Consider the following 11,339-nt stretch of genomic DNA (forward strand, 5'->3'; position numbering starts at 1 on the left):
GGAAATTACGGTTCACTCGAATCAGGCGACGGTTCGCCATCATTTGTTAAACGCTCCGGCAGCGTGGCGATCGCCGCCGCATCCGACGCCGTGTTCTCCCCGGAAAGCACCATCTCGCCGACCTGCGGTGCACCGAACATCTGGGACAGTTGCGTCGCCCGCGTCTTCGTAAGCACCACGAATTCGATACGCCGGTTGGCCGCCGCAACCGGGTCGTGCACCAGCAACGGCGCATGGTCCGCCATGCCGACCGCCATCAACACCCGATCGAGTGCCAACCCTCCGGCGACAAGGGCGGTGCGCGCCGCGAGTGCGCGCTCCGACGACAGGTGCCAGTTCGTATAGCCGTCGGCCGCCGTCGTGCGATATCGCACTGCGTCGGTATGGCCCACGATCATCAGCGAGTTTTCGACACCTGCCAGCAGCCCGCCGATACGCGTCAGGAGCACGCGAGCGCCCGGCGAAGGCGTTGCACTGCCTCGTTCGAACATGCCGCGCTCATCGGAGTCGGCCAGCCGCACGCGCAAGCCGTCCGGCGTGATGGTCGTACTCACGTGATCGGAGAGCTTCGCCAGTTCGCCAAGTTGCTGCACGGCGGCAGCCAGACGAGCCAGATCCGCCGGCGACTCGAACTGCCCGTGCGGGAGCCCGTCCGACGATGAGCTCTGCGCATGCCGGGCGTCAGATGGCGAGGCACTGGCAGACGACGGCGACGTCCACGAGGGCTGCGGCGTGCTGGCCGACTGTGAATCCGATACCGCCGCCGTTTCAAAGACGCGCCGCTCAAGCATCCACATCACGACGAACAGGCACATGAGCACCAGGCACAGATCGGCAAAGGCCACCTTCCAGGCGCCGCTTTGCTCCTCGTGTGCGGCCCGTGCGCGACGCGTGCTCATCGCACGTCCTCAACGTTGCGCACCCAGCCTTCGAGCGCGCTGAAGCTGGGCAGCGCACCGTATTGCAGCATGCGACGGCCGGCGTCGGCCGAGAGTAGCGGTGTCTTGCCGCTCAGGAACGCGATCAGTGCAGCGTGCACGCACTCGTACCCGGTCATCTCCACCGCGACGGATTGCGACAGGCGGTTGGCCAGCGGCCCAATCACTGCGTAGCAGGCGAAAACACCAAAGAACGTGCCGACCATCGCCACGGCCACCTGACGCGTAATCGTGGCCGTCGCCGCACCCGCGCCAATGTCGTACATCGCGAGCACCAGACCGAGGACCGCCGCGATAATGCCGAAGCCCGGCATCGATTCCCCCAGCTTGTGCAGTGCCTGCACCGGCTGCATCATGCGGCGCTCACGGCTCTCGATTTCCATCGCCAGCAGGCCGTCGAGTTCACTGCGCGACCCCTTGCTCAGTGCCGCGACACGCAGGGCATCGACTGTAAAATCGACCAGCTTCGCATTGGCCAGCACGTGGCGGCTACGCTGAAAAATGGCGCTGCGCGACGGGTCGTCCAGATGCGCGTCGAGCGCACGAACGCCCTCGCGAGACGACGTTTGCAGCAGCGAAAAGGTGAGCGTGAGCAACTCCTGCTCAAACGCATCTCCATGACGGCGGCGGCGCATTGCCGCCGCCACAACGGCACGCAAATCGCCCAGCACGCGCGCCGTGTTGCCCACCAGAAACGCCCCCAGAGCGGTACCGACCACCAACACGAGTTCGTTCAAATGAAAGACGGTCTCGAACTGGCCGCCATTGAGCCAGAACATACCGAACACGCTGCCGGCGATCACGGCAGCCCCAAGCATCAACAGTTTCATTTCCTTTGCCTCGTCTCACATTTCGATAGTGGTGCACTTGCAGCGCGTGCGCTGCCTCGCCCTGCGTCCTGCAAGGCGAGCTTCATCTTTCCGAGCGCCGCCTGATGGATCTGGCAGATGCGGGCGCGGGTCAGCCCCAGCACTTCGCCGATCTCTTCGAGATTCATGTCGAACTCGTAATAAAGCTGCACGACGCGTTGCTCTCGTTCGTCGAGCGCATCGAGCGCGCGTGTCAGGCGCTGCCGCATGGAGACCAGATACTCGGGGCTTCGCCGTTCGACAAGCGCCTCGTTGGCCGCCAATCCTCCGTCGGCCAGCAACTGGTCGAAGCTCGCGATACTCTCCGCGTAGCCGGCCATCTCGGCCGCGTCGAGCGTGGCGCCGTCCATGCCGGCGTGTGCACTCAGTTCCTCGCGGGTCGGTGCGCGACCGAGGGTGCGCGTCAGTTCCCGTTCGGCATCGCGCCGACGGTGCGACGACTGACGTAATGTGCGCGGCCGCCAGTCGAGCCGCCGAAGTTCATCCAGCACGGCCCCGCGAATGCGGGTTGCCGCATAAGCGGTAAAACGTTCGTCGGGCGGCCCGTAGCGCCGAATGGCGTCGAGCGCGGCAATCAGCGCGATCTGCGTCATGTCTTCCTGCGCAATCGCAACGCTGATCTGCGGGTTGAGCGAACGCACGATGCGCGAAATCACCGGCATCAGACGCAAGACATGCGCCTGCTCCTCCGCCACGGGCATCGCCTGCCATCCGTGCGACGACGGCCCCTTCGGCTGTCCGGGGGAAGGCGTACCGGGAGACGACGTCAAGGCGTCCGGTTCCTGCCCGGGCGTCGCCACGCGCGCGCTACCGCGCTTTTCGCCCCGTCGTTGCACGACAGGGCCGTACAGGAGTGTGTTCATAATCGGAACGCCTTACGCTCGCGTGCCGCTTCGCCCAGCGCGAGCCCCGGGCCTTCGTCACCGGACTGTTCGTCACCCGAATGCCGCTCGCGCGCGTGGCCCGCCCCCCCGTCGCCGCCATCTGACGGCATGCCTGCAACGCTCACCTGCACCTCTCCCGCGTGACGTTGCGAGAGCATGTCGCGCAGCAACGCCGCAGTGCCTTGCACAAGGCTCAACGCCTCGGGGCGCGCCACCTGCAAGCTCACGCTGAGTTGCATGGGCGACTTGCGAACCACGATGGCGATGTCCCCCAACTCGGCCGGCGTCAGGCGCAGGCGCGCTTCGTGGACACCCTTTTCCGTCATGGCATGAACCCGTTCGGACAGCGTGCGGGCCACAGTCGTCGCATCGCCAGCCGCTACATTGGCGCTCAGATAGCCGCCCGATGTCGCAGCGGCAGACAGCTCGCCCGTAACGGCGTTGCCGAAGGTCGCAGGGGGAAACGCTCCACGGAGCGCTTGTGCACTACCGCTGTCGATAGGGGCTGCGGCCAGCATTGCCGGGTCGGTAGCCGTTGTCAGCACCGCCATCGACGGGCCTGCCGGACCGAGAGGCAACGAGACGGCAGCGGCACGCACCACCGCGACACCTCCAGCAGACGCCAACGCACCGGTGGTGCCTTCGTTCGACGGATTCGGCCCGGCTGGCGTATGCCTTCCGAGCGCGCCACGCATCCGATGCTCATGTGCCGCCAGCAACGTCTCGATATGGGGCGTTACCGCATCGCGCAGCGATTCGTTGGTCGACGCAGGTGTGCCGGGTGCGACACGCGCCGAATTGTCGGCGACGGAGGTATCGGCCGCCCGCGTGACGGGAATGTCGCGTGGCATCGACACGGTGTCGCCCGTCACCAGCGAGTCCGCGCCGTCCGGCATGGCAGGCGCGCCCGGCACAATGGCTAGCACTGGCATGCCGGCAGGTGAGCCCACGTCGGGTCGTGCCAACGTCTCCGTCCCCGGCGTATGCACAAGCGCGCCTTGCAACGCCTCGGCGTCACTCTCTTTCCAAAGCAGATCGAGCGCCTGCGCCGTCGAGCGATCGAGTGTCGCGGCGAAATCACCCGGCGCTGCTTCCATGCCGCGAGCGACGGGAGTCCCTGGAACCCCAACGGACAGCAGCGTCTGCGCCAGCGTGTCGGTCGGCATTCCTTCTGCCACCGGTGCGAATGCGTCAGCGTTGCCGGGTTTCATGAGACGTGTGAAATCAACGATCATCGTGCATCCTCAGATAGCCGAGCGCGCCGTCGCGCCAATGCCCCAGTCCGGCCAGATGTCTGCGCGCCTCCGACGTGGCTCGCTGGCTGAGGGCATAGGCCTGCTCGTGCGCGATACGCGCATCCGCCATAGCCTGTGCGAGCAAAGCCTCGCGGGCGTCGGGGGCAGGCGCATAGCGCCACGCCCGGCGAAACAGGGCGTCGGTCGCTTGCAGCAAGTCCCACTCGCGGGCGGCGGAATGCCGTCGCAAATCTCGCGCCAGCGCCCGGAAGGTCGCCACGTCAGCCACGCCGCGTCTCCAGCGCCCGCCAACCCTGCGTGAGTTGTGCGACGACCGCCACGACCTCGTCGAGCTTGGCGAGGTCGAGTTCCACGCTGGCCTGTGCAATGCCACGCATGCAGAAGTCATACACCGCAGTGAGGGGCTGCGTGACCCCGGGCCCATCGGCCACATCGATATGCGATGCCAGCCCGTTGACCAGGTTCAGGCATTTGGTCACGCTGCGCAGGCGCGCATCGTGGCGTGAGTGTTCGATATGTCCACGCACGCGGGCCAACTCGTCGAGCAGCCCTTCCAGAAGGATCAGCATAAGTTGCAAGGGCGTTGCCCCTGCGATGCGCGCATCGAGGTCGGAGGTACGGTATTGCTGGTAAGTCATGATCGGGTGGACTCCCTAAAGGATGGCGTCGCGCGTCAATCGCCCGACTTGCGCGATCCACGAAAGAGCGCGTCGACAAAACCGCGTGTCTCTTTCATTTGTTGCTGAACCTGCTCGGCGCGAGCCAGTTCATTGGTATAGCGCGCCACGAGCGCCAGAAAACGGGCTTTGAGCTTGTCTTCTTTGGCAGCGAGCCGCTGCGTGGTGACTTCGTCGGTGTCCGTGCGGTGCTTGAGTACGCCGGTGATCTCGTCGGTCCACTCGCGAATCCGCACGGCAAGACGCATGCCGGCCGGTTGTTTGTCCAGATCGATGCGGGTGTCGCGCTTCATCACATCCGCGCTCTCGCCGAACCACTGGGTCAGCAGCGCCTTGTCGCCGGCATACGCGGCTTCAAAGCGCTTTTGATCGAACGTGACCGAACCGTCGGCATTTCGCTTCACGCCGAACTGGGTCGGGTCGAACGTCTTGCCGTCGATCGTCACGGGCCGCTCGAAATTGCGTTCGAGATCGCGCAACAGCGCGCGCACGCCGGCGTCGGCATAGAACGCTCCGGCCGGTTTGACGTCGCCCTTGTCGTCGCCGTCGGGCGACATCGATGCGCCCGGCGTGCCGGGGTCCATCAGGTCGCGCAGTTGCTTGCGCACCGCGTCGTACGCTTGCACGAGGGCACGCATGTTGGTGGCCGTGCCGTCCATGTCGGGTGTGACCGACACGCGCGTAGTCTCGCCTGCGGCATTGGCCTTCTTCAGCGAGAGCGTTACGCCAGTGAAGAGCGTGACTTCATTGCTTGGGTAAAACTCGGGGGTTCCCTGGTTGCCGATCCGCACGATGGCGTTCTGCCCTTGTGCAAGCACCGTCGCGTCGCTCCCCGCGAGAGCGTTGCCTGTCGACGCCTGCAAATCGAACTTCGCACCGGCACCGGATTTCGTCGCGCTCAGCAGCAAATATGGTGTCGGCTGCCCGGGCACATGCCGCAGGTCGGCGCGAACCACGTCCTTCAAATCCGGATTGGCGTTGATTCGTCTGGCAAGCTCGCGAACCCCCTCGGCCGTCGTCAAATCAAGGCCTGAGGTGTTCAACGCGATTGAGTCTGCGCGCCCGTTGATCTTCACCTTGCCGTCGGCGAGCGCCTCCACGTTCATGATCTGCACCTGATGAACGGCCGCGAGTTGCTCAACGTGCACGTCGAAATCGAGTTGTTGCGAGCCCTTGTCGAGCTTGACGGAGAACGCCGAATCGCTCGACTGCGTTGCCTTGTGCTGATGCAGGTCTGCGCTGTCGCCGATACGCCGGAGTTGCTTCTCGAAATTGCCGAGAACGTCCTTGAGCGTCTCCACACCCTTCTGACGAGCTTCAGCACCGGCCTTGTCCTTACCCAGACGACCGAACTCCGCTCCCATCTTTCTCTGGGCGATTTCGGCGGCCATATCGTCGATACGGTTTTTCACTTGCAGCATGGCGAAGCTCCTGGTTCGGGTGATGTACGGGACGCGAAATGCGTTTTCCCAACCCAAGCGACCGCGGGGCGCACTTTGTCAACGCGCGCGCCCGGGGCGATTTCCTCAATGTCGTGCGTATCTGCACGCTGCTCGCTTGCCGGTGCGCTTCTTTGCCAGACGGCTAACGCCTGAGCGACTTGTTCCTGCCCTTCCTGCCGGAGTCGGACCTGCTTCGCTGCCGCCTCGTGACGGGCAGCCAGCGTTGCCACGCCCTCGCGCCGGCGCTGCGCGTCGCGCACGGCCTGTGCCGAGACCGCCTGCCAGCGTGCCAACTGCGCCATCGGCGCCTGCTGCGTCTCGATCATCTGCACGAGCGTGCATTTGTAGTCGGCGCGATTCTGAAAACTGTAGGCATTCGCGCGTGCGCCACCGATCGCCACTGCGCGATACAGCCGGGTAAGCTGCTCGACGTTTCGCGCGAGCCGCCCATGCTGTTCGGCCAAGCGCCGGCCGTCGTGTTGCGCGGCCTCGAGTTCACGATCCCGGATCGAGAGCAACGCCTGAAGCGCGCGCGGTGTTCGCGGGGTCATCGGCATAACGCCTCCAGCCGTTCGCACAGGCGATGCGGTGTGTTCGCCTCGCCATCGCGCTGACGCAGAAAGTCGAGCATGAGCGGATGCCGGGAGACGGCACGGTCGGTCTCGGCGTGAGCGCCCGGCACATAGGCACCGAGCGGCATCAACTCGCGAATCTGTTGATAGGCATGCCACTGCGCTTTGAACGCGCGCGCGGCATTGGCGTGCCGTGCGCCCACCGCCTGCGTCATGCACCGGCTCACCGATGCCCCGACGTCGATGGCGGGATAGTGTCCGGCGTCGGCCAGTTCGCGCGACAGCACGATGTGACCATCAAGGACGGCGCGGGCGGTGTCCACCACCGGGTCTTGCAGGTCGTCGCCTTCGGCCAGCACGGTGTAGATCGCGCTGAGGCTGCCCGTTCCCGCGCCATTCCCCGCGCACTCGACTAAACGGGGCAACCGGGCGAACACCGACACCGGATAACCGCGTGCGGCAGGCGCTTCACCAAGCGAGAGCGCCACCTCGCGGCATGCCATGGCATAGCGCGTCAGCGAATCGACGAGCAACAGCACGTCGTGCCCTGCGTCGCGAAAATGGGCGGCAACGGCGTGACACAACTCCGTGGCCTTTATCCGTTGCGCGGGCGGCGCATCGGCCGGTGCGGCCACCACAACGGCCTTCGCAAGCCCGGCCTGACCCAGCGTTGCGTTAATAAATTCACCGACCTCGCGGCCGCGTTCACCGATCATGCCGACCACCACAATCTGGGCATCGGTATGCCGGGTCATCATGCCCAGCAACACACTCTTGCCCACGCCGCTACCGGCGAACAACCCCACGCGTTGCCCCTTGCCCAGACTGAGCAACCCGTCGATGGCACGCACGCCCACGGGCAGTGGCTCGGCGATCGCACGACGCGCCAGCGGTGCTGGCGGCGAACATCGGGTATCGAGCAGCGCATCGCCACGCAACGCCCCTTTCCCGTCGAGCGGCTGACCGAAGGCGTCGATCACGCGGCCGAGCCACGACAGCCCGATACGCAGCGCAGGTGTCGCGGTGCCGGGCAGCACCCGGGCGCCGGGCACGATATCCGCCACCGACGCGTAAGTCAGTAGCTGCAACGCGCCATTGGAGAACCCGACCACCTCGGCCTCCGTCCACCGGCCTGCGGCGGTCTCGACACGGCAGGCTTGCCCGAGCGAAAAACGTTGCCCACGCGCCTCGAGCACGGCGCCCGTGGCCCGCGTGACGAACGCCATCGGCGTTGCGAGTGCGATCTCGTCGTTCATCACAATGTCTCCGAGGTCGCGGCCGGCGCGCAGGCGGCGCGCGTTGCTTCCCCCCATTCGCTCAGATGCCGACGTGCGATCGCTTGTGCTGCCGCTTCGCGGCCTTCGCACCCCGCGTCGTACCAGAGGCCGTCGACGTCAACGCGGCAATCTCCGCGAACCAACGACGGATCGGCTTCGATGCGCCATCCCGGGCGCGGGCCATCCGCGTGGGCCGATGCGCTGCCGACACGCGCGCACAGCGCGCGGGCATCGGCGGGGCTGACATAGACGGTCACGGCATCGTCGCGCCCTCCCAACTGCGCGAGCAGCCGCGCAACAATGCTCTCGATGTCGGCAGGTGCCGTGTGCAACTCGCGCTGCACGATGGCGCGCACCGCGCGCGACGCCACGTCGCTCAACACGTCGACGGCCGCGGCCGCGAGCCGGGAATGCACTTGTTCTCGGGCCGCATGCAGTGCCTCGAGCGGCAGCTTCAGCGCCTCGAGTTCGTCGCGCAAGTGCTCGGCATGAGATGTCTGCAAGCGTGCTTCGGCCGCTTGCTCGCCGTGCACACGTCCGGCATCGAAGGCTTCCTGCCAGACAACCTCGCGTGTGTTCGCTGCGCCATCTGCCATGCCTTGCGCATAGGCCTGTGCACGCAAGGTGTCGAGATCCGGATGAACCGGCAGCCAGCCGCGCTGGGCCGCAATGTCGGACTTCGTGCCAAACCGGTGCGGCTTCATTCGAGTACCTCACCGTCGGCGAGACGCAGAACCAGATCGGCCTCGCGCGCTCGCGTGCGCAGCATGACCATGATTTCGTCGCGCGCGGCGGCAACACGCGCCGCCGACATGGCGCCCAGACGCTGCATCGCCTGCGCGAGGGCATCTTCCTGAAGACGCGACATGCGTTCGCGCACAACTTGCCGCATACGCGTGTCGGTTCCCTTGAGCGCGACCGCCCACAATTCGGTCGGCACCTCGGCGACCGCCAGATCGATGACTTCCGGCGCCTGATAGGCCAGGATGTCGAAGCCGTACATACTTGCCTCGACGGACTCCGCCAGCGACGCGTCGTGCGCGCGCAGTACGTCCATGAGTCGTTTCTGATCGTCAGGCACATGACCCATGATCTGCGCCGCAAGTCGTGTGCCGGGCACATCGGTGCTCTCGGCGGACAAGCCCGCAAGACAACGATCGGCAATCACTTCGAGGTCAGCCAGCAGCTCGCGGTCCACGCGTTTGAGTTGCGCGGTCTCCAGTAGCAGCGCTTCCTGCTGCGACTCTGGCAGTGCGCGAAGCAATTGGCCGCCGAGATCGGCGGGCAGATAGGCCAGCAGCAACGCCTGCATACGGTGATGTTCGCGCGAAAGCACGTCGGCGAGTCTCGTCACGCTGACCCATTGGAGACGCGCCAGCTTGGGACGAATCCGATCGCCATAAATGCCGTCGAGCACATTGCTGGCAATGCCTTCTCCGAGCGCCGCAGCCAGTGAGCGCTCCAGATACGCACGCGGGGCGGCATTCGCGCCGCCATGCTGCACGCTGGCTTCGAGGAATTGATCGACGATGGCATGCACGTCGTGCTTCTTCACGCCGCCGGCACGCGACATGGCGTGCGCCACGCGCAGAAGCTCGTTGGGCGCGAGCTGCGCCATGACCCCGGCGGCAGCCTTCTCGCCCATGCAAAGCAACAGGACGGCGGCGCGGTCAACGCCGTTGATCTCGGTCAGGGTGGAACTATCAGCGGGCAGAGGCATGCGAACCGATCCATTGTTTGATGATCTGGGCGACGCGCTCGGGTTCGCCGTCGGCCAGTGTTGTCAGGCGTCCGAGCTTCGTGTCGAGCGAGGCGTCCGAGGCGGGCGGCATGTCGTTGGCAAACGCCGGCAGCGCCGCTTGCTGCGCCGCACGCTCGGCGTCGCGGCGGCTGCGCTCGATCGCGTCGGTCTCGGCAACGCGTGCCGCGTCCTTTCGCCGGCGCGCACGCCGGGCCAGTGCCCCCCAGGTGATCAACGCAATCAACAGCGCCGCAGCGACAGCCATGGCGACATATCGCCGTTGTGCGCCGGTGAGCCCGAAGCCCGCAGCAGCGGTGGCCGGCGAGTCGAAGGTCATTGCACCATCGGTCGCCACGAACGGCATCGCACTCACGACCAGCGTGTCGCCACGGTCGACTTGAATACCCGCGCTCGCGCGCAAGGCACGCTCCAACTCGGCGATCGTGTCGGCGGTCCAGCCATTGCCACCGGGCGCAGCCTGAGAATCGACCATGACGGCCACGTGCATCTGACGCACGCGTGGGCGGTGACGCTTGGTCTGTGTGATCGAGCGGTCGTAAGCGAACTGTCGCGTGGACGAAGTGGTGCGCATCGCACCGCCCTCGCCGCCGAGTACCGGCGCCGCGTCGACCGGCCGGTTCGCCATTGCCCCCGGGACCCCGCCCACAACCGCGTCGTCGTCGCGCGCCTGCCGCACGGCTTCCTGCATGACACGGGGATCGGCGCCGAGCGCCTCGGTAGTGTTCGACACCAGATCTTCGTCCAGATCGATGCTTACGCTCGCACGGTAGCGATCGGCGCCGAGAATGCCGTCGAGCAGCCCCCGCACGTTGCGAAGCGCTTCGTCACGCGAACGGATGCGCGCTTCGGCGTTACCGTATGTGGCGTCGTCCAGATCGAGATTCGCGCTCAGCGGTGTGCCGTGCTGATCGAGCACGGAAACGTTCTCCGCCGCCAGCCCGTTCACACTGCCGGCCACGAGCTTGACGATGGCGCTCACCTGCTGCGGCGCGAGCTTTTGCCCCGGTCGCACCGAGATCAGCACCGACGCGCTGGCCGACGCCCGGGTATGGGTGACGAATGACGACTGCGGCGCAAGCGCAATGTGCACACGTACGGCATCTACCGCATCGATCGACATGATCGTGCGCGCCAGCTCTCCCTCCAGACCACGGCGAAAACGCACGTCCTGCACGAACTGGCGCACGCCCAGACGCTCATCGCGATCGACCAGTTCCAGTCCCGGCGGCAACTCCGGCGTCACGCCCTTCGCGGCCAGCGCGAGACGTGCACGGCCAAGCCGGTCGTGCGGCACGAGGATCGCGCCGGTGTCCGGATGCATGCGAAACGGGATCTGCTCCGCTTCGAGTACGCCGGTGGCCTGTGCGATCGGAATGCGCTGGTTCTGGCCGAAAAGCGGCGCGTAGCCCGTGTCGTGCGAGTACCAGGCCAGCGTGGCGGCGGTAATCGCGCCGGCCGCGACCAAAAGCGGCAACGCGCTGCGCAGTTGCCCGGCAAAACCCGAAGGCTGCACACGCCACTTCAGCCATTGCTCACGCAATCGCGTGCCAGCGCTGCCAAGCGCCCGAAAGATATTGTCGATTCCCATATGTCGATTCACATGCCTTGTTGCTGAGCGTCCCGAATACAGTCCGATACGGGGAGCTCGTCTAAGGCGTGACG

At 65.9% G+C, this 11,339-nt stretch carries 12 protein-coding genes; all 12 read right to left on the reverse strand.

The features are described 5' to 3' along the window. Positions 1–5: 5 nt before the first annotated feature. Genes AT395_RS19775 through fliF form a run of 12 tightly spaced genes read right to left on the reverse strand, consistent with a single transcriptional unit; the run spans position 6 to position 11,265 of the window. The gene (locus AT395_RS19775) at positions 6–899 is read right to left on the reverse strand and encodes an OmpA family protein (RefSeq protein ID WP_048628907.1); all 894 of its coding nucleotides are present in this window, start codon (positions 897–899) and stop codon (positions 6–8) included. Further along, the gene (locus tag AT395_RS19780) at positions 896–1,768 is read right to left on the reverse strand and encodes a motility-associated protein (protein WP_048628906.1); all 873 of its coding nucleotides are present in this window, start codon (positions 1,766–1,768) and stop codon (positions 896–898) included. Before AT395_RS19780 ends, AT395_RS19775 begins: the two co-directional genes overlap by 4 nt. Beyond that, positions 1,765–2,670 (reverse strand): FliA/WhiG family RNA polymerase sigma factor, encoded by a 906-nt coding sequence (locus AT395_RS19785; RefSeq protein ID WP_072632880.1) that lies wholly within the window; start codon positions 2,668–2,670, stop codon positions 1,765–1,767. Before AT395_RS19785 ends, AT395_RS19780 begins: the two co-directional genes overlap by 4 nt. Next, positions 2,667–3,926, reverse strand: a complete 1,260-nt coding sequence (locus AT395_RS19790; RefSeq protein ID WP_048628905.1) for a flagellar hook-length control protein FliK — start codon at positions 3,924–3,926, stop codon at positions 2,667–2,669. The genes AT395_RS19785 and AT395_RS19790 overlap by 4 nt, the downstream gene beginning before the upstream one ends. Further along, a complete protein-coding gene (locus AT395_RS19795; protein WP_042114819.1) occupies positions 3,916–4,215 on the reverse strand; it encodes a hypothetical protein in 300 nt (99 codons plus the stop codon). Before AT395_RS19795 ends, AT395_RS19790 begins: the two co-directional genes overlap by 11 nt. After that, entirely contained in the window at positions 4,208–4,585 is a 378-nt protein-coding gene (gene fliS / locus AT395_RS19800) for a flagellar export chaperone FliS (RefSeq protein WP_048628904.1), read from the reverse strand. Before fliS ends, AT395_RS19795 begins: the two co-directional genes overlap by 8 nt. 35 nt (positions 4,586–4,620) lie before the next feature. After that, positions 4,621–6,045, reverse strand: coding sequence for a flagellar filament capping protein FliD (fliD, locus tag AT395_RS19805; RefSeq protein WP_048628903.1), 1,425 nt, complete (start codon positions 6,043–6,045; stop codon positions 4,621–4,623). Beyond that, on the reverse strand, positions 6,033–6,617 hold the full coding sequence (locus AT395_RS19810) for a hypothetical protein (protein WP_107337779.1): 585 nt from the start codon (positions 6,615–6,617) through the stop codon (positions 6,033–6,035). The genes fliD and AT395_RS19810 overlap by 13 nt, the downstream gene beginning before the upstream one ends. Further along, positions 6,614–7,894 (reverse strand): FliI/YscN family ATPase, encoded by a 1,281-nt coding sequence (locus tag AT395_RS19815; RefSeq protein ID WP_104928025.1) that lies wholly within the window; start codon positions 7,892–7,894, stop codon positions 6,614–6,616. Before AT395_RS19815 ends, AT395_RS19810 begins: the two co-directional genes overlap by 4 nt. Further along, positions 7,894–8,619 carry a FliH/SctL family protein gene (locus tag AT395_RS19820; RefSeq protein ID WP_048628900.1) on the reverse strand — a complete coding sequence of 242 codons (726 nt, stop codon included), beginning with the start codon at positions 8,617–8,619 and terminating at the stop codon, positions 7,894–7,896. The genes AT395_RS19815 and AT395_RS19820 overlap by 1 nt, the downstream gene beginning before the upstream one ends. Then, a complete protein-coding gene (locus AT395_RS19825; protein ID WP_042114813.1) occupies positions 8,616–9,635 on the reverse strand; it encodes a FliG C-terminal domain-containing protein in 1,020 nt (339 codons plus the stop codon). The genes AT395_RS19820 and AT395_RS19825 overlap by 4 nt, the downstream gene beginning before the upstream one ends. After that, on the reverse strand, positions 9,619–11,265 hold the full coding sequence (gene fliF / locus AT395_RS19830) for a flagellar basal-body MS-ring/collar protein FliF (RefSeq protein WP_048628899.1): 1,647 nt from the start codon (positions 11,263–11,265) through the stop codon (positions 9,619–9,621). The genes AT395_RS19825 and fliF overlap by 17 nt, the downstream gene beginning before the upstream one ends. Positions 11,266–11,339 lie beyond the last annotated feature (74 nt).

It is taken from the genome of Pandoraea apista (assembly GCF_001465595.2).
Taxonomy (GTDB): Bacteria; Pseudomonadota; Gammaproteobacteria; order Burkholderiales; family Burkholderiaceae; genus Pandoraea; species Pandoraea apista.

Excerpts from the sequence above, each read along its gene's own strand:
- AT395_RS19790 (WP_048628905.1), bottom strand. The coding sequence starts at position 3,926 with ATGATCGTTGATTTCACACGTCTCATGAAACCCGGCAACGCTGACGCA.
- AT395_RS19820 (WP_048628900.1), bottom strand. The coding sequence starts at position 8,619 with ATGAAGCCGCACCGGTTTGGCACGAAGTCCGACATTGCGGCCCAGCGC.
- fliF (WP_048628899.1), bottom strand. The coding sequence starts at position 11,265 with ATGGGAATCGACAATATCTTTCGGGCGCTTGGCAGCGCTGGCACGCGA.
- AT395_RS19785 (WP_072632880.1), bottom strand. The coding sequence starts at position 2,670 with ATGAACACACTCCTGTACGGCCCTGTCGTGCAACGACGGGGCGAAAAG.
- AT395_RS19810 (WP_107337779.1), bottom strand. The coding sequence starts at position 6,617 with ATGACCCCGCGAACACCGCGCGCGCTTCAGGCGTTGCTCTCGATCCGG.
- fliS (WP_048628904.1), bottom strand. The coding sequence starts at position 4,585 with ATGACTTACCAGCAATACCGTACCTCCGACCTCGATGCGCGCATCGCA.
- AT395_RS19775 (WP_048628907.1), bottom strand. The coding sequence starts at position 899 with ATGAGCACGCGTCGCGCACGGGCCGCACACGAGGAGCAAAGCGGCGCC.
- AT395_RS19780 (WP_048628906.1), bottom strand. The coding sequence starts at position 1,768 with ATGAAACTGTTGATGCTTGGGGCTGCCGTGATCGCCGGCAGCGTGTTC.
- AT395_RS19815 (WP_104928025.1), bottom strand. The coding sequence starts at position 7,894 with ATGAACGACGAGATCGCACTCGCAACGCCGATGGCGTTCGTCACGCGG.
- fliD (WP_048628903.1), bottom strand. The coding sequence starts at position 6,045 with ATGCTGCAAGTGAAAAACCGTATCGACGATATGGCCGCCGAAATCGCC.
- AT395_RS19825 (WP_042114813.1), bottom strand. The coding sequence starts at position 9,635 with ATGCCTCTGCCCGCTGATAGTTCCACCCTGACCGAGATCAACGGCGTT.